General features: G+C 64.3%; 16 protein-coding genes. 2 read left to right on the plus strand and 14 right to left on the minus strand.

Annotated features, from left to right (window positions below):
• Positions 1-169: 169 nt before the first annotated feature.
• From IVB01_RS06180 to IVB01_RS06190, 3 genes are read right to left on the minus strand one after another with little or no spacing between them, the layout of a single operon-like run.
• Positions 170-1153 carry an SGNH/GDSL hydrolase family protein gene (locus tag IVB01_RS06180; protein ID WP_247281825.1) on the minus strand — a complete coding sequence of 328 codons (984 nt, stop codon included), beginning with the start codon at positions 1151-1153 and terminating at the stop codon, positions 170-172.
• A gap of 12 nt (positions 1154-1165) precedes the next feature.
• The gene (locus IVB01_RS06185; protein ID WP_247281826.1) at positions 1166-1945 is read right to left on the minus strand and encodes an SGNH/GDSL hydrolase family protein; all 780 of its coding nucleotides are present in this window, start codon (positions 1943-1945) and stop codon (positions 1166-1168) included.
• A complete protein-coding gene (locus tag IVB01_RS06190) occupies positions 1945-3201 on the minus strand; it encodes an OpgC domain-containing protein (protein WP_247281827.1) in 1257 nt (418 codons plus the stop codon). Before IVB01_RS06190 ends, IVB01_RS06185 begins: the two co-directional genes overlap by 1 nt.
• Before the next feature lie 197 nt (positions 3202-3398).
• On the opposite strand from IVB01_RS06190, the gene apaG reads away from it, so the two are divergent.
• A complete protein-coding gene (gene apaG / locus IVB01_RS06195) occupies positions 3399-3791 on the plus strand; it encodes a Co2+/Mg2+ efflux protein ApaG (RefSeq protein WP_176945497.1) in 393 nt (130 codons plus the stop codon).
• A 187-nt stretch (positions 3792-3978) separates the two neighbouring features.
• Here apaG and IVB01_RS06200 read toward each other — a convergent pair whose 3' ends face one another.
• From IVB01_RS06200 to IVB01_RS06210, 3 genes are all read right to left on the minus strand, one after another.
• Positions 3979-4986 (minus strand): Hsp33 family molecular chaperone, encoded by a 1008-nt coding sequence (locus IVB01_RS06200; RefSeq protein WP_247281828.1) that lies wholly within the window; start codon positions 4984-4986, stop codon positions 3979-3981.
• A gap of 155 nt (positions 4987-5141) precedes the next feature.
• The gene (gene argF / locus IVB01_RS06205) at positions 5142-6065 is read right to left on the minus strand and encodes an ornithine carbamoyltransferase (protein ID WP_247281829.1); all 924 of its coding nucleotides are present in this window, start codon (positions 6063-6065) and stop codon (positions 5142-5144) included.
• A complete protein-coding gene (locus IVB01_RS06210) occupies positions 6065-7273 on the minus strand; it encodes an aspartate aminotransferase family protein (protein ID WP_247281830.1) in 1209 nt (402 codons plus the stop codon). The genes argF and IVB01_RS06210 overlap by 1 nt, the downstream gene beginning before the upstream one ends.
• A 468-nt stretch (positions 7274-7741) precedes the next feature.
• Between IVB01_RS06210 and IVB01_RS06215 the strand changes: the two genes are divergently transcribed.
• Positions 7742-8254, plus strand: a complete 513-nt coding sequence (locus IVB01_RS06215) for a GcrA family cell cycle regulator (protein WP_247281831.1) — start codon at positions 7742-7744, stop codon at positions 8252-8254.
• A gap of 260 nt (positions 8255-8514) precedes the next feature.
• Here IVB01_RS06215 and phoB read toward each other — a convergent pair whose 3' ends face one another.
• The 8 genes from phoB to IVB01_RS06255 form a co-directional block, all read right to left on the minus strand.
• On the minus strand, positions 8515-9222 hold the full coding sequence (gene phoB / locus IVB01_RS06220; protein ID WP_008143479.1) for a phosphate regulon transcriptional regulator PhoB: 708 nt from the start codon (positions 9220-9222) through the stop codon (positions 8515-8517).
• Positions 9223-9236: 14 nt separating this feature from the next.
• On the minus strand, positions 9237-9953 hold the full coding sequence (gene phoU, locus IVB01_RS06225; RefSeq protein WP_091884957.1) for a phosphate signaling complex protein PhoU: 717 nt from the start codon (positions 9951-9953) through the stop codon (positions 9237-9239).
• An 11-nt stretch (positions 9954-9964) separates the two neighbouring features.
• Entirely contained in the window at positions 9965-10786 is an 822-nt protein-coding gene (gene pstB / locus IVB01_RS06230; protein WP_008541003.1) for a phosphate ABC transporter ATP-binding protein PstB, read from the minus strand.
• The gene (gene pstA / locus IVB01_RS06235; RefSeq protein ID WP_247281832.1) at positions 10783-11628 is read right to left on the minus strand and encodes a phosphate ABC transporter permease PstA; all 846 of its coding nucleotides are present in this window, start codon (positions 11626-11628) and stop codon (positions 10783-10785) included. Before pstA ends, pstB begins: the two co-directional genes overlap by 4 nt.
• Positions 11629-11632: 4 nt before the next feature.
• Complete coding sequence (gene pstC, locus IVB01_RS06240; RefSeq protein WP_247282048.1) at positions 11633-12622, minus strand: phosphate ABC transporter permease subunit PstC; 990 nt, start codon at positions 12620-12622, stop codon at positions 11633-11635.
• 159 nt (positions 12623-12781) lie between these two features.
• A complete protein-coding gene (pstS, locus tag IVB01_RS06245) occupies positions 12782-13795 on the minus strand; it encodes a phosphate ABC transporter substrate-binding protein PstS (RefSeq protein ID WP_247281833.1) in 1014 nt (337 codons plus the stop codon).
• 145 nt (positions 13796-13940) lie between these two features.
• Positions 13941-15239, minus strand: coding sequence for an ATP-binding protein (locus IVB01_RS06250; protein WP_247281834.1), 1299 nt, complete (start codon positions 15237-15239; stop codon positions 13941-13943).
• Between the two features lie 33 nt (positions 15240-15272).
• Positions 15273-16328: a lysylphosphatidylglycerol synthase domain-containing protein gene (locus IVB01_RS06255; protein ID WP_247281835.1), complete on the minus strand. Its 1056-nt coding sequence runs from the start codon at positions 16326-16328 to the stop codon at positions 15273-15275.
• Between the last annotated feature and the right edge of the window lie 350 nt (positions 16329-16678).

The raw sequence follows: 16678 nt of genomic DNA on the forward strand, positions 1-16678 counted from the left end.
CTTCTTACCCTCCCCTGGAGGGGGAGGGTCGGCTCACATGGAGCGCAACGAAATGTGAGACGGGGTGGGGTGACGGTCTTTCCGCATCCAACGCCCGAGCGGAGAGATCACCCACCCCGCTCGCCTGTGCGCGATCGACCCTCCCCCTCCCAGGGGAGGGTGAAGCAACCTACATCGGCCGATACGTGCGCACATCCGCGGGCACGTTCACACCGAGCTTGATCTGGCCGACGGAGCGGATGATGTCATCGGCGAGGAGTTGGGCGAAGCATGCGTAGCCCCAATCGTTCATGTGCAGGCCGTCGGCGATAACGAAACTCTCGACCGGGATCGCCTGCTTCTCGTGCCAGTCGCGCATCACCTCGAAGCGCGGGAAGATGCCAACGTGACGGAGCTCGGCGACCTTGCCGAGCAGCTTCACCATCTTGCCGGCGCTCTCGGCGCGCTGGTTGACCGCCGGCGAATATTGCGGATCGACCAGCACGATGTCGGCGCCACCGGCGGCCTGGATGCGGCTGATGCCGTCCTCGACCAGTTTTGCGGTATCGGCGGGATCGAGATTGCGCAGCACGGCGTTGGTGCCGACCTGCCAGATCACGAGATCCGGATGCACGTCGATGACCTGCGTCTGGAGGCGCTTCATCATCTCGGGCGCATCCTCGCCACCGACGCCGGCATTGATGACGGTGATGTCAGCGGTCGGATAGTGCCGGCGCAGCTGTGCGGCGAGACGGTTCGGATAATTGAACTCCGGCGAGCTCGCACCGAATCCTGCGGTGGACGACGAGCCGAACGCGACGATGACGACGGGCTGGCCGGCGACGAGCTTGCTTGCGACACGCGGCAGCGAGCCCATCGCCTTCGAGCCGCCCTTCGGCGGCAGGCAGGGCACGCGGCTGAAGATGTCGCCGGCGGACTTTGCGACTTCCTTCACCTTGTCGATGGCGCGCGCCGTGACGCCGCGCTGCTCGGGGGACGTCGCGGCGACGGTGGTCTGGGAGGGCGGTGCGGCAGCGGAATCAGCCGGCTGCGCGGGCGTCGCCTGAGCGGCTTGCGTCTGCGCGCGCGGCTGCGAAGCGGGCATCAGCAGCAGCAGCGCCGCCGCCGCGGGCGCCAGCCATGACGTCAGGCAAAAAGGGCGGAGAGAACTCATTAACGCTAGACCTCAATTTTGCTGCTGGGCCGGCTCCAGATGGGCAGCATCAATCACGAACTGTGCCAACGCCCGGCCAAGGCAATCATGGACCTGTTTCGCCAGTTCAGGCCCGCGGGACGGGTTGAACAAGTCGAACTGGCCCTGATCATTCCACTGTCGCATGATCGCGAAACGGTCGAACAGTGGGACGTCGTGCTCCTGCGCCACCACACGCATATTATCGAGAAAAGGCTGCGCCGAGATCATGGTTTCGGTACGCGGACTGTACTGCAAATTCATCAAGACGACGTCAGCCCCTGCCTTTTGCAACGCGGTAACCCCTTCGGTTACCGCGCCGCGAAAATCGTCGGGATCGATGGATCGGATAGCATCCACGGTCCCGGTCTGCCAGATGACCAAAGTAGGCATTTTTGCTTCCATCAGCTTAATGAAAGTGGACGCGGTCTCCCCTGCCGTTTTCTTGCTCTGTATTTCTACGGAGACGTGCACCACTTCGGACGCGGGCAGCTTCTCCTTGAGGATCGTCTCCATGCGCGCCGGATATGAGCTGCTCTCCGAGGATGGAATCGTGGTCGAGCGGCTTCCGATGACCAGAATCTCGAGCGGCTTGCCGGACTTGATGGCATCGGCGACTTTGGGAAGCTGGCTTTCGCTGGTAAGCAGATAGGACGGCAATTCGCAGGCCGGGGGCGCGGCCGAGGCAGCAGGCGCAGCATCGCCCGCGCGCGCCGTGGCCGCGGCGAGGCCACCGCATAGCAGGATCAGGCTCAGGAGAACCTTCGCCTTCATCAGCCCCCTCCCGCCAGATCGGCGTTGCCGACGGCGTTTTTGGTTTTCGCACCGCTCTTGTCAGCCACGCGCTTGTACCACGAAATCACCCACGCCACCCCCCACATGATCAGGATTCCGGAGAGACTAATCAACGCATGCATGGCTGCCCCGCCGGAAACTTCGGCCAGGATGAAATGGCCGGCGAAAGCCAGGAAGACGCCGAGACAGAAGATCTCGAGCGAATGCTGCCCGCATAGGATCAGCGGCCGCAGCCAGGGCGATTTCAGGCCCGGCCAGGTCCGCGGCAGGAAGCGCACGGTGAGCGCGGCCAGCGCCAGGAAATGTGTGAAGCGCAGCACGTCGAGATCGGTCTTGTCGATCGGATACATCCACTGCTCGATCCGCTTCGGCATGAAGTGGCCGAGCTGCGGCACGTACCAGGTCAGCGTCACGTAGAACGCCGCGGCGAGATAGGCGATCGAGATCCACATCGTCACGGGTGATGCCAGAATGCGCGACATGCGCCGCGCGCCTCCGAGCGCACACCATGCACCGAAGACGAAAAGCAATTGCCAGGCCAGCGGATTGAACGCCCAGAAGCCGTTCGGATAGGCCGAGAAGTAGAGGTCGTATTCCCACGTCACGGCGTAGAGCACGACCGAGAGGCCGAGCGTGACGTCGGGCTTCCACTTCATCGACCACAGGATCAACGGCAGCGCCAGCATCAGCACGATGTAGAGCGGCAGCACGTCCATGTTGACGGGCCGGAAGCGCAGCAGCAGCGCCTGCACGATGGTGACGTCGGGCTGCTTGAGGAAATCCATGATGCCCATCTCTTCGGTGTAGAGCGGGTTCTCGAAGCTGGTCGCCACATAGGAGATTTCGGCGAGGAAGATCGTGAACAGGAAGACGTGGGCGACGTAAATCTGCCAGACGCGGCGCAGGATGCGCGCGGTGGCGATGACGGCGCCGCTCTCCAGCATTGCCCGGCCGTAGACGAAGGCGGCGGTATAGCCGGAGATGAAGATGAAGATCTCGGTGGCGTCGCTGAAGCCGTAATTGCGAATGGTGAACCAGGTCAGCAGGCTGGTTGGCAGATGGTCGATGAAGATCAGCCACAGCGCCAGGCCGCGGAACAGATCGAGCCGGAGCTCGCGCTCGCCGATCGCCGGCAGCGTAATGGCTGGCGCGGCGGCGCGCGGCTTGGTCCCTGCGGGTTTGGCACCGGCGGTTCCCGCGATCGTCGATCCCGTCACTTGGTCGGCAATGGTCATCGGGGCCAAAAACCCTTCCGCAAATCGCGACGTTCAATGGAGTTTACCGGTCCGGCCGTCGTCTCGCAAAGCGGCCGGATCACATAAGGTTGTCTCCCCCTTGGGAGTCCCTTCCCCGCGAATTCTGGCGGGACGATGTCGCCAAAGCCGTCTCCGGCGTTTGGTTCCCCGGGCGGATTTCGCTATGATGGGCCATCATGTACCGCGCCGTGACCCGCCAGATCGAAGTGACCGTCGAGCCGAACTTTGTTCCGGAGCAGTCGTCGGCCGACCGCTCCCGCTATTTCTGGTCCTACACCATCGTCATCACCAATTCCGGTGACGAGACCGTGCAGCTGAAGACGCGGCACTGGATCATCACCGACGCCTCCGGCCGCCAGCAGGAGGTGAAGGGCGAGGGCGTCGTCGGTGAGCAGCCGATCCTGGCCCCCGGCGAGCGCTTCGAATACACCTCCGGCGTGCCGCTCACGACCGCCTCCGGCTTCATGACCGGCCGCTACCAGATGGTCAGCGAAAGCGGCGAGCGCTTCGAGATCGACGTGCCGACGTTCTCGCTGGACAGTCCGGACAACAAGCGGGTGTTGAACTAGCCTCCGATGTCATTCCCCGCGAAGGCGGAGAATCCAGCAAGCCGCGGCCTATCGGTTCAATCAGTGTTTGGCTCAATCACTGTCGTCTCGGAGTATTGGATCGCCCGATCACGGCCGGGCGATGACAGCGAGTATGTGCGAGCAGCCTCCCCAGCCTCGTCATTCCTAGCCTAGCTATGCGCGATGCCTAGGCGTCCTCCACGCCCGCCTCGTGCGGCGTGAACTGGTAGACCGACGAGCAGAACTCGCAGGTGACGACGACCTTGTCGTCCTTGACCATCGCGGCGCGATCGTCGGGCGAGAAGCTCTTGAGCATCGAGGCAACCGCATCGCGCGAGCAGGAGCACCGCGCTTCCAGAACCTGCGAATTGAACACGCGCACGCCGCGCTCGTGGAAGAGGCGAAACAGCAGCCGCTCGCCGGAGAGCTCGGGATCGATCAGCTCGACGTCCTCGACGGTCTCGATCAGCGAGCGCGCCTCGACCCAGGCGTCGTCTTCGGCGACGCTGTGCACCTCGCTGCCTTCGGGCGCATCCCCGGGATGCAGGTCCGCCTGCCGCGCGCGCTCCGGCGCCTTGGGCAGAAACTGCATCAACATGCCACCGGCGCGCCAGCGATGCTTGCCGCCGTCGCTACTGCGCCACTCCTCGCCGACCGCAAGACGCACGCGCGTCGGGATCTGCTCGGAGCGGAGGAAATATTCGTGAGCGGCCTCTTCCAGGCTGCCACCGTCGAGCGCGACCAGACCCTGGTAACGGCTCATGTCGGGGCCCTGGTCGATGGTCATGGCGAGATGACCGCGGCCGAGCAGCGTGCCGGAATCTTTGGCGTTACCGAGACGCGCGGCATCGAAACGCGCATAGGCGCGCAGGCGATCCGGCGCCATGTAGTCGACGACAAGGAACGACACCGGACCGTCGGTTTGGGCCTGGAGGATGAAGCGGCCCTCGAATTTCAGCGCCGAGCCGAGCAACGTCGTCAGCACGATGGCCTCGCCGAGCAGCTTGCCGACGGGAGCGGGATAATCGTGCTTGGTGAGAATGTCGTCGAGCGCCGGACCGAGCCGCACCAAGCGGCCGCGCACGTCGAGTGCGTCGACCTCGTAGGGCAGCACGGCGTCATCGATCGGAACCGGTGATGGCGCGCGAACCGGGCCTTCTGGCCCGGTTTTCATGTCAGGGGATTGGGAAACCATGGCCGTGTATCTGGGGTCGGAGGTGGGAAATGGAAGGGGGCGCGAGGGAGTGTTCCCGAGGCAGTTATGATCACACACGATACTGCTGGTTCGGCGTCGTCCCGGCTTCTCGCCAGGACGACGAACCAAACCCACTTCGCCTTCACCAGGCTGCGCTACTTCACCGCGTCAAAGCACCAGGCCAGAATGCCCTTCTGCGCGTGCAGGCGGTTTTCGGCCTCGTCGAACACGACCGATTGCGGGCCGTCGATCACTTCATCCGTGACCTCCTCGCCGCGATGGGCAGGCAGGCAGTGCATGAACAGCGCGTCGGGCTTGGCCAGCGACATCAGCTTGGCATTGACCTGGTAGGGCTTGAGCACGTTGTGGCGGTGCTCGCCTTCCTTGTCGCCCATCGACACCCAGGTGTCGGTGACGACGCAGTCGGCGCCCCTCACGGCGGCTTCCGGATCGGTGCCGAGCACGATCGGCGCATTGGTCATCTTGATCCAATCGCGCATCGCCTTTTTCGGCGCGAGCTCCGGCGGCGTTGCGACGTTGAGCTGGAACTTGAAGCGCTCGGCGGCGTGGGCCCAGGACGCCAGCACGTTGTTGTCGTCGCCTGTCCAGGCCACCGTCTTGCCCTCGATCGGGCCGCGATGCTCCTCATAGGTCATGAGGTCGGCCATCACCTGGCAAGGGTGCGAACGGCGCGTCAGGCCGTTGATGACGGGCACGGTCGCATGGGCCGCAAGCTCCAGCAGCGCCTCGTGATTGAGGATGCGGATCATGATGGCGTCGACATAGCGCGACAGCACGCGCGCGGTGTCGGCGATGGTCTCGCCCCGGCCGAGCTGCATTTCGGCGCCGGTGAGCATGATGGGCTCGCCGCCGAGCTGGCGCATGGCGACGTCGAACGACACCCGCGTCCGCGTCGAGGGGCGCTCGAAGATCATCGCCAGCGTCTTGCCTTCGAGCGGCCTGACCGGCTGATGCGCCTTCTGCTTCGCCTTCATGGCGGAGGATGCGGCGAGCATGCGCTTGAGCTCCGACAGCGGGAGCTCGTTGATGTCGAGGAAGTGCTTTGGCGAATTGCTCATCAGCTTGCCGCCCGCTTGGTCTGACTGCACGAGATCGCCGCGCAGGCGCGCTCGAGCCGCCCGACGCTGTCCTCGATCTCGGCTTCGGTGACGATCAGAGGCGGTAGGAAGCGCACCACATTGTCGCCGGCGCCGACGGTGAGCAGCTTTTCGTTGCGCAGGGCGGTAACGAGATCACCCGAAGGCACGACCGCCTTGATGCCGATCAGGAGCCCCTCACCACGGACTTCGCTGACGACATCAGGATAGCGATCGATCACCGAGGCGAGCTTCTGCTTGAGCAGCAGCGACATCCTCTGCACGTGATCGAAAAAGCCGGGCTCGAGCATGACGTCGAGCACGGCGTTCGCAGCGGAAATCGCGAGCGGATTGCCGCCGAAGGTCGAGCCGTGCGAGCCGGGCGTCATGCCGGAGGCCGCTTCCGCGGTGGCAAGACAAGCGCCGATCGGGAAGCCGCCACCGAGCGCTTTCGCCAGCGACATCACGTCGGGGGTGACGCCGAGACGGCGATGCGCGAACAGATCGCCGGTGCGGCCCATGCCGGTCTGCACCTCGTCGAACGCGAGCAACAGGCCCTTCTCGTCACAGAGCTGACGCAGCGCCTTGAGGAAGGCGGGTGTTGACGAACGCACACCGCCCTCGCCCTGGATCGGCTCGATCAGGATGCCGGCGGTCTGCGGACCGATCGCCTTCTTCACGGCCTCGATATCGCCATGCGGGACCTGGTCGAAGCCATCCATGGGCGGGCCGAAACCTTCAAGATATTTTGCCGAGCCCGTCGCCGCCAACGTCGCCAGCGTGCGGCCGTGGAAGGCGCCTTCGAAGGTGATCATGCGATAGCGATCGGGATGGCCTTTGGCGGCATGATAGCGCCGCACGACCTTGATCACGCATTCCAACGCTTCGGCGCCGGAATTGCAGAAGAACACGAAGTCCGCGAAACTTTCGTTGCACAAACGCGTTGCAAGCCGTTCGCCATCGGGACTCTGGAACAGGTTCGACATGTGCCAGAGCTTGGTCGCCTGCTCCTGCAATGCCTTGACCAACGCAGGATGGGCGTGGCCGAGCGCGTTCACGGCGACGCCCGAGGTGAAATCGAGATAGCGATCGCCATTGGTCGCGATCAGCCAGCAGCCTTCGCCGCGCTCGAAGCCAAGGTCCGCCCTGGCGAAAACGGGAAGCAGATGCGGCGCGGCGCTGTTGGTCATGACCATCACTTGGATGTTGCATTTGGACGTTGAGACCTGCCTGGCATGCCTTGCGCAGCGCACCATTGACCGGTCCGGAAAACGAAACGTGCCGCCTTTTAAGGGCGGCACGCGTCACCATCTTATGCCTGGCAAGACGGGTGTCAATGCCGCCCGGAAAGCCTCGCGAAACGCGAAATCCGTAGTCTTGCGGTGCCGATCTTGCGGGGTTTTCACCACGGAACATGTGGAAGCGAGTCGGCGGACTCTTGCGCGGGAGTCACGCCATATTGTAGCGTTTGGACTGTCAGATACGACATCTCGTGCAGCGGTTCTGATCCCAAGAGTCCTCATGTACCGGCGTAAACGTTCGGGCGTCAGTCACGCGCCCGGCGAGCCTTAAGGGATTCTGACGGCACGGGTTTTTCAAGGCTTAAGCATTCGCTGTGAGGCCCCAGGATGGCGGCGCGCAACGAGGGAAAGGGTGCAATGACGGTTTTGACCTGGTCCGACGATCGCGTCGAGCAGCTGAAAAAGCTCTGGGAGGCCGGACTTTCGGCCAGCCAGATCGCGGCCGAGCTCGGCAATGTGACCCGCAATGCCGTGATCGGCAAAGTGCACAGGCTCGGCCTGTCGGGCCGCGCCAAGAGCCCTTCATCGGCAGCGCCGCGGCCGCGCAAGGCGCGGCCCGCGCAGCATATGATGCGGGTGACCCGGCCGATCTCGCGCGGCAACACCGCGCTGGCGCAGGCCTTCGAGGTCGAGGTGGAGGCCGAACCGGTCACCTACGACAACGTGGTGCCGATGAGTCAGCGGCTGTCGCTGCTGGAATTGAACGAGGCGACGTGCCACTGGCCGGTCGGCGATCCCTCCAGCCCGGACTTCTTCTTCTGTGGCGGCAAGGCGCTGTCAGGCCTGCCCTACTGCGCCCAGCACTCGCGCGTCGCCTATCAGCCGGCAGCGGATCGCCGGCGGGCGGCACCGAAGCCGAGCACGCGGTGATTATTTCCTGAGATCGAACCGGCAGCCGTCACGCGGTGACGGCGCAACAAACCCGACGTCGTCCCGGACAAGCGAAGCGCCGGACCGGGACCGATAGCCACCGCAAGCCGTGGTTACGGGGACTCGGAGTTACCTTTTCGCGCAACAACCACGTCCTGTGGCTATGCGTCCGGATCGGCGCTTCGCTCCGGACAACGCTGCGCGTTGCCGGGAGCTACGCTTGTCCGGGACGACGACCGAGCTTGGTGACGCAGTTGGGCCTACGTCTGCTCCGCCTTTGCAAACCGATCATCCAGCGCATAACCCGCGCCGCGGACGGTGCGGATCGGGTCCTGCTCGCGGCCGAGATTGAGCAGCTTGCGCAGGCGGCCGATATGGACGTCGACGGTGCGCTCGTCGATGTAGATGTCGCGGCCCCAGACGCTGTCGAGCAGCTGCTCGCGCGAGAACACGCGGCCGGGATGCTCCAGGAAGAACTCCAGCAGGCGATATTCGGTCGGGCCGAGATCGATCGGCCGGCCCGAGCGCGCGACGCGGCGCTTGTCGCGATCGAGCTCGATGTCGCCATAGGCGAGCACGGTGGCGAGCCGCTCGGGGCTTGCGCGCCGCAGAAGGCCCTTCACGCGCGCGAGCAGCTCCGGCACCGAGAACGGCTTGACGATGTAGTCATCGGCGCCGGTCGCAAGACCCCGCACCCGCTCGCTTTCCTCGCCGCGCGCGGTCAGCATGATGATCGGGAGCTGCTTGGTCTCGGGACGGGTGCGCAGCCGCCGACACAACTCGATGCCGGACAGTCCCGGCAGCATCCAGTCGAGCACGATCAGATCGGGGATGTGTTCCTTGAGGCGGGTGTCGGCGTCGTCGCCGCGCATTACCGTCTCCACGTCATAGCCGTCGCCTTCGAGGTTGTAACGGAGAAGCTCGGTGAGAGCTTCCTCGTCCTCAACCACCATAATGCGTGCGCCCATGTTGTCGTCGCTCCCTAGGTATTCGGTACCGTCGTGGCGAAGGTCGTCATGTCGCCCTTCGGCCGCTTGTCGGTGATCGCCTGCCCCTCGATCATGTAGAACACGGTCTCGGCGATGTTGGTGGCGTGATCACCGATGCGCTCGATGTTCTTGGCGCAAAACATCAGATGGATGCAGAACGAGATGTTGCGCGGATCCTCCATCATATAGGTGAGGAGCTCGCGGAACAGAGAGGTGCAGATGGCGTCCACTTCCTCGTCGCCCTTCCACACCGCCATCGCCGCCGGCAAATCGTGCGCGGCATAGGCATCCAGCACCGACTTGACCTGCTGCTGCACGAGGTCGGTCATGTGCTCCAGGCCGCGGAACAGTTTCAGCGGATGGAAGTCCGTCTCCAGCGCCGCAACGCGCTTGCCCATGTTCTTGGCGAGGTCGCCGATGCGCTCGAGATCGGTGGCAACGCGCATGGCGCCGACGATCTCGCGTAAATCCACCGCCATCGGCTGGCGGCGGGCGATGGTGAGCACGGCGCGCTCCTCGATGCGCTTCTGAAGCGCGTCGAGCTCGGCATCGGTGGTGACGACGCGCTGGCCGAGCGCGACGTCGCGGCGGATCAGCGCGTCGACGGAATCGACGATCATGCGCTCGGCGATGCCGCCCATCTCGGCGACGAGGCGAGTGAGCTCCTGGAGGTCGGTATCGAAGGCCTTTGCGGTATGTTCAGTACCCATGTCCCGTCTCCTCAGCCGAACCGGCCGGTGATGTAATCCTGCGTACGCCGGTCGCTCGGCGACGTGAAGATCTTGCTGGTGTCGTCGAACTCGATCAGCTCGCCGAGATACATGAAGGCGGTTTTATCAGAGACGCGCGCCGCCTGCTGCATGTTGTGGGTGACGATCGCGATCGTGTAGTTCTCGGACAATTCCTGGATCAGCTCCTCGACCTTGGCGGTCGAGATCGGGTCGAGCGCCGAGCAGGGCTCATCGAACAAGATCACTTCGGGCCGCACCGCGACCGTGCGGGCGATGCAGAGGCGCTGCTGCTGGCCGCCGGAGAGCGACAAGCCGGACGCGTTGAGCTTATCCTTGACCTCGTTCCACAGCGCGCCGCCGCGCAGCGCCTTCTCGACGCGGTCGTCCATCTCGGACTTCGAGATCTTCTCGTAGAGGCGGATGCCGAAGGCGATGTTCTCGTAGATCGTCATCGGGAACGGCGTCGGTTTCTGGAACACCATGCCGACCCGGGCGCGCAGCAGGTTGAGGTCCAGCTTGGGATCGAGGATATTGGTCTGGTCGAGCAACAGCTGGCCGGTGGCGCGCTGGCCCGGATAGAGATCGTACATCCGGTTGAAGATGCGCAGCAGGGTCGACTTGCCGCAGCCCGACGGGCCGATGAAGGCCGTGACGCGGTTGGTGCCGAGGGCCAGATTGATGTTCTTCAGCGCGTGGTGCTCACCGTAGTAGAAATTGAGGTTGCGCGCGGTGACCTTGGCAGGCGCCTCGGGTAGCGGCTGTGAGCCGGGATGAACGGTCGGCGCACTTACGGAAACAGACATTTCACTCATTTTGCAGTCCTCTCGGCGCCAAGGATGCGCGCGCCAATGTTCAGGGCAAGCACGGTCAGGGTGATGAGCAGCGCCCCACTCCAGGCGAGCTGCTTCCAATAGGCGTAGGGGCTCTGCACGAAGTTGTTGATGGTGACAGGCAGGTTGGCCATCGTCTTGTCGAGGCCGAGGCTGAAGAACTGGTTCGACAGCGCCGTGAACAGCAGCGGCGCGGTCTCGCCGGCGACGCGCGCAGTCGCCAGCAGCACGCCGGTGATCAGGCCGGAGCGCGCGGCACGATAGGCGATCCGTTTGATCACCAGCGAGCGCGGCAGGCCGAGCGCGCTGGCAGCCTCACGCAGCGGGTTCGGCACCAGCAGCAACATGTCTTCGGTGGTGCGCACCACGACCGGGATCACGATCACGGCGAGCGCCAGCGCGCCGGCGATCGCCGAGAAGCCGCGCATCGGCACCACCACCGCGCCGTAGATGAACAGGCCGATGATGATCGAAGGCGCCGAGAGCAGGATGTCGTTGATGAAGCGGATCACCGAGGTCAGCTTGTCGTTGCGGCCGTACTCGGCGAGATAGGTGCCGGCGAACAGGCCGAGCGGCGCGCCGATGCCGACGCCGATCACGGTCATGATCAGCGAGCCGACGATGGCGTTGAGCAGGCCGCCCTCGTTCGATCCGGGCGGGGGCGTGTTCTCGGTGAAGACCTGGTAGTTGAGCCCGGCCAGGCCATTGTAAAGCAGCGTGATCAGAATCAGCGCGAGCCAAGTGACGCCGAAGGCGGCGGCTGCGATGCAGAGACCGCGGATGACGATGTCCCAGCGGCGACGGCGCGAATAGATCGGGTTCATGGCGTCACTTTCCGGCCTTGGTTTCCAGCCGCATCAGCATCAGCCGCGCGGCCGCGAGCACGAAGAACGTCAGCACGAACAGGAGCAGGCCGAGCAGGATCAGGCCGGACTGGTGCAGGCCGTCACTCTCGGCGAATTCGGAGGCGATCGCCGCCGAGATCGTGGTGCCCGGAGCGAAGATCGACGAGGAGATGCGGAACGAGTTGCCGATGATGAAGGTCACCGCCATCGTCTCGCCGAGCGCGCGACCGAGCGCCAGCATGACGCCGCCGATGATGCCGACGCGGGTGTAGGGGATCACCACGCTGCGGACGACTTCCCAGGTGGTGCAGCCGACGCCGTAGGCGGCTTCCTTCAGCACCGGCGGCACCGTCTTGAACACGTCGACCGAGATCGAGGTGATGAAGGGCAGCACCATGATGGCGAGGATCAGCGCGGCATTGAACAGGCTGAGATAGGACGGCGGACCTGCGAAGATCGCCCCCAGCACGGGGACGCCGTCGAAGACCCTGATCATGAACGGCTGGAAGGTGTTGGCCAGGAACGGGCCCAGCACGAAGAAGCCCCACATGCCGTAGATGATCGAGGGAATGCCGGCGAGCAGCTCGATCGCCATGCCGATCGGGCGGCGCAGCCATTGCGGGCAGAGCTCGGTGAGGAAGATCGCAATACCGAGACCGACCGGAATGGCGATCAGCATCGCGATGAAGGAGGTGACGAGCGTGCCGTACATCGGCCCGAGCGCGCCGAGCACGGGCGGATCGGCCGACGGCGCCCAGCGCTGCGTCCATAGGAACGAGAGGCCGTATTCCTTCATCGCGGGGAAGGCGCCAACGATCAGCGAAATGATGATGCCACCGAGGATCAGCAGCACCGAGATCGCGGAAAGTCGCGTGATCCAGTAGAAGGTGACGTCGCCGAGCTTGAACGCGCTCAAGGCCTTGGCGCGGTCATACGGTCCGGCGTCGTCGATTACGTCGCTCTGAACGGCCATCTCTGCCACGCCGATCCCCTGTACCCAGATTTATAGACGCTTGTTGCCGGTCCCGCGCCCCCGACACAGCACGACGCTGATCGGGGCCCGGTTGTTGTCCCGGCGCAGCGCAGCAGCATTTCACGCTGCTGCGCGTCCGGGACATGAGAGCCGTTCGCCTCAGCTCTTGATCTCGGCGGCCCAGGTCTTCTCGATCAGCTGGACGACGCTGTCCGGCATCGGGATGTAGTCGAGTTCTTCAGCCGCCTTGCCACCGTTCTTGAACGCCCAGCGGAAGAACTTGATGGCTTCCTGGGAGGCGGCCTTGTCGGTCGCAGACTTGTGCATCAGGATGAAGGTCGCCGCCGTGATCGGCCAGGACTTCTCGCCCGGCTGGTCGGTCAGGATGACGTAATAGCCGGGAGCCTTGGCCCAGTCGGCGTTGGAGGCGGCGGCCTGGAAGGCCTCGACGGTCGGCTGCACCGGCTTGCCGGCCTTGTTGACGAGACCGGTGTAGGTCAGCTTGTTCTGCTTGGCATAGGCGTACTCGACATAGCCGATCGAGTTCTTAGTCTGGCTGATGTTGCCCGACACGCCTTCGTTGCCCTTGGCGCCGACGCCGACCGGCCACTCCACCGCGGTGCCTTCGCCGACCTTGCTCTTCCAGTCCGCGCTGGCCTTGGAGAGATAGTTGGTGAAGTTGAAGGTGGTGCCCGAACCGTCGGAACGGCGGACCACGGTGATCGCCTCCGCCGGCAGCTTCACGTTCGGATTGAGCTTCTTGATCGCGGCGTCGTCCCATTTGGTGATCTTGCCGAGATAGATGTTGGCCAGCGTCTCGCCGTCGAACACCAGCTCGCCGGGCTTCACGCCCTCGAGGTTGACGACGGGGACGATGGCGCCCATCACCATCGGCCACTGCACGAGACCGTCCTTCTCGAGCTGCTCGGCCTTGAGCGGCGCGTCGCTGGCGCCGAAGGTCACGGTCTTAGCCAGGATCTGCTTGATACCGCCGCCCGAGCCGATCGACTGGTAATTCAGACCGTTGCCGGTCTCCTTCTTGTAGGCATCAGCCCACTTTGAATAGATCGGGAACGGGAACGTCGCACCGGCACCCGTGATATCGGCAGCAAAGGCCGCCGTCGCCGAGGCGGCGACCAAGCCGGCAGCGACGATCGTTTTGAGGAAATTCATGCTGGTCTCCATACAGGGGGAGCGAAGCGCCGTCCGCGCCCGATCGCGCTCCCCGCGCCGCCCCTTTAGGAGCGGTCGGCTGTGCTTTTACGAAGGTTTCGTGACAGCTGGATGACACCCTCAAGCAATTGGAATCGCTTGATTTTCAGGTCGCAGCCGAAGTCCTCGTCTGGGGAAAACAGGCGGTAAAAGTGGCGCCCTGCCGGGGGACGCTTTCGATCAGAAGCCGGCCGCGATGACGGTTAAGAATATGTTTCACCAGCGATAATCCGAGCCCGGTTCCGCCCTGCGCGCGGCTGTCGCCGACGTCGACCCGGTAGAAGCGCTCCGTCAGCCGGGGCAGGTGCTCCGGTGCGATGCCGGGGCCGAAATCCCGGACCATGACGCGGATTTCCTGAGCCCCATCAGTGACCGCGCTTGAGGTCAGCGACACAATGACGCGTCCGCCCGATGCGCCGTATTTGAGCGCGTTCTCGATCAGGTTCTCGAACAGGCGGAGCAGCTCCTCGCGGTCGCCCGCGATCATCACGGCGGCTTCCGGCAGATGGGTCTCGACATCGACCTGGCGCTCCCGCGCCAGCGGTTCGAGCCCGTCCGCGACCTGGCGGATGATCGGCAAGAGATCGACCAGGGTGTCGGGGCGGACATGGGCCGACAATTCGACCCGCGACAGCGACAGCAAATCGTCGATCAGGCGCGCCATGCGGGTGGCCTGGTTGTGCATGATGCCGAGGAAGCGCTCGCGCGCTTTTGGATCGTCCTTGGCCTGGCCCTGGAGTGTGTCGATGAAGCCCGACAGTGCGGCGAGCGGAGTGCGCAGCTCGTGGCTGGCATTGGCGACGAAATCGGCCCGCATCTCCTCGACCCGCCGCAGCGGCGTCTGGTCGTGGAAGGTCATCAGCATGCACTTGTCGGCGCCGCCGAAGGTGGTCGGCACCGGCACCGGCGTGATCATGAGCTCCATCCAGCGATCGACCGGAACATGATCGAGATAGGTCGCGCGCCGCGGCTCGGTGGTCGCGATCGCCTCGCGCAAGGCCGTGATAATCTCCGGCGAGCGCAACGCGAACTGGGCAAGCTCGTTCCTGCGCAGCGCCGGCGCGAGCTGGGCGGCGGCGGCATTGAGGTGGATGACGCGGCCGGCGCGGTCGAGCAGCACCGCAGGATCCGGCATGCCGGCAACGACCGCGGCCACCGCCGCGCTCTCGACCGGATTGATGCGCCTGACGTCGTCGCGCGAGGCGGCGGGATCGTGCAGGCGCCAGGGAATCAGCGCCGCGGCTGCAATGCAGAGGAATACGGTGGCAGCGTGCAGCACCGACAATTCGCCGAGCGAAACCACGACGGACAGCGCCAGCGCCGCGGCGATCAGCACGATGGTCGAGTGTCGCAGCCGGTCGGACCAGGGCTGGCTGGAGGGAGAAGATGGGGCGTCGATCGCCATCGGGGAGGGCTTCTCCTAAAAGGCCTGCGTCGGTCAGGCGCCGCTGTCGCTGCGCTCTCTCACATAGGCGGCCTCACGCGCCGGACCGGGATCGAGCTTGAGCGCCGCCTGCTGCAAGCGCTTCGAACGTGCGCCGATTATAACTTCCCGAAACGTCAGCAAGATTACAGATATGACGAAGGGGGACAGATAATAGAGGACGCGGAACAGGAGCATTCCACCCAGAAGCTCCTCCCGGTCCATCTGCCAGAGGCCGACCAGCATGGCGGCGTCGAACACGCCAAGACCTCCGGGTGAATGGCTGGCAAAGCCGAGCAGTGTCGCCGAGACGAAGATCACTGCGACCACGACGAAGCCGAGATTGGGCTCGTCCGGGACCAGCACGTACATCGCGAGCGCGCAGAAACCGAGATCGACAATGCCGATCGCGATCTGGAGCAGCGTCAGCGGGCCGCCCGGCAGCACTACGGTCCAAGGCCCCCGGCCGACCACCCGCGGCTGGGTCCAGACCCATACCACATAAGCGACCAGCCCCACGATGATCATCAGCGCCAGCGTCCGGTTCAGCCAGGCCGGCAGTTGGTCGATCGCGGCGGCGGCCTCCGGATGGTAGGAGATGCCGAGGCCGAGCACGGCGGCATTGCCGAGCCAGAAGGTCAGGCCGGCGAGGAAGCAGATCTTGGCGACGTCGATCGCGTTCAGCCCATAGGCCGAATAGATGCGGTAGCGCACCGCACCGCCAGTGAAGACGCTGGCGCCGACATTGTGGCCGATCGAATAGCTGGTGAAGGCGGCAAGCGCGTTGATCCGGTAGGGCACATGGGCGTGCCCGATCGCACGCGTGGCGAACAGGTCGTAGAAGGTCAGGGTGAAATAGCCCGCAGCCACGAACAGCGCAGCCATCGCAATCTGGCTCGGCTCGGTACTTTTGATTGCCTCGATGACCTCGTTGCGATCGATGCCTCGCAGCATGTGGTAAAGCACATAGCAAGCGATGCCGATGACCGCGACGCTGATCACAACTCCAAGCTTATGCAGGACTTGCTTCTGGCGCAGAAACGTCGTCGCTCTGCGGATGGCTTCCAGCATCTAGACCTCGAACAACGCTTCAGCGGCCAGGGTGGCCGGCGGACAGGCGGACGACGCACGGGCACTCGACGAACCGGCTCCGGCATCGCGCATGCCCCCTGCCCCTCCACTAGCGCGTTTTCGGACGAAGTGGAATTCGCCAATTCGAACAAAAACACGTGCCTTCAATGTTTTAGGCAGGTTGGGGGCTCCTGATGCAAGGTTTGGCGCCTTCGGCGGCAAGGCTTAATGCGAATCTCCTTGGCAATCCTGCGCAGACGCCATGAAGTTTTGATGATTTCAACCGCACAATGTTCCGTCACGGCTTAAGCCGACGTCAATCTATGGGGCACGCCGGCCTGTTGAAAGAG

The sequence above is a fragment of the Bradyrhizobium sp. 164 genome (genome assembly GCF_023073715.1).
In the GTDB taxonomy this organism is placed as follows: domain Bacteria; phylum Pseudomonadota; class Alphaproteobacteria; order Rhizobiales; family Xanthobacteraceae; genus Bradyrhizobium.

Bases quoted from the DNA above. Each gene is read 5' to 3' on its own strand.
- IVB01_RS06180 (WP_247281825.1), bottom strand. From the start codon at position 1,153: ATGAGTTCTCTCCGCCCTTTTTGCCTGACGTCATGGCTGGCGCCCGCG.
- IVB01_RS06185 (WP_247281826.1), bottom strand. From the start codon at position 1,945: ATGAAGGCGAAGGTTCTCCTGAGCCTGATCCTGCTATGCGGTGGCCTC.
- IVB01_RS06190 (WP_247281827.1), bottom strand. From the start codon at position 3,201: ATGACCATTGCCGACCAAGTGACGGGATCGACGATCGCGGGAACCGCC.
- apaG (WP_176945497.1), top strand. From the start codon at position 3,399: ATGTACCGCGCCGTGACCCGCCAGATCGAAGTGACCGTCGAGCCGAAC.
- IVB01_RS06200 (WP_247281828.1), bottom strand. From the start codon at position 4,986: ATGGTTTCCCAATCCCCTGACATGAAAACCGGGCCAGAAGGCCCGGTT.
- argF (WP_247281829.1), bottom strand. From the start codon at position 6,065: ATGAGCAATTCGCCAAAGCACTTCCTCGACATCAACGAGCTCCCGCTG.
- IVB01_RS06210 (WP_247281830.1), bottom strand. From the start codon at position 7,273: ATGACCAACAGCGCCGCGCCGCATCTGCTTCCCGTTTTCGCCAGGGCG.
- IVB01_RS06215 (WP_247281831.1), top strand. From the start codon at position 7,742: ATGACGGTTTTGACCTGGTCCGACGATCGCGTCGAGCAGCTGAAAAAG.
- phoB (WP_008143479.1), bottom strand. From the start codon at position 9,222: ATGGGCGCACGCATTATGGTGGTTGAGGACGAGGAAGCTCTCACCGAG.
- phoU (WP_091884957.1), bottom strand. From the start codon at position 9,953: ATGGGTACTGAACATACCGCAAAGGCCTTCGATACCGACCTCCAGGAG.
- pstB (WP_008541003.1), bottom strand. From the start codon at position 10,786: ATGAGTGAAATGTCTGTTTCCGTAAGTGCGCCGACCGTTCATCCCGGC.
- pstA (WP_247281832.1), bottom strand. From the start codon at position 11,628: ATGAACCCGATCTATTCGCGCCGTCGCCGCTGGGACATCGTCATCCGC.
- pstC (WP_247282048.1), bottom strand. From the start codon at position 12,622: ATGGCCGTTCAGAGCGACGTAATCGACGACGCCGGACCGTATGACCGC.
- pstS (WP_247281833.1), bottom strand. From the start codon at position 13,795: ATGAATTTCCTCAAAACGATCGTCGCTGCCGGCTTGGTCGCCGCCTCG.
- IVB01_RS06250 (WP_247281834.1), bottom strand. From the start codon at position 15,239: ATGGCGATCGACGCCCCATCTTCTCCCTCCAGCCAGCCCTGGTCCGAC.
- IVB01_RS06255 (WP_247281835.1), bottom strand. From the start codon at position 16,328: ATGCTGGAAGCCATCCGCAGAGCGACGACGTTTCTGCGCCAGAAGCAA.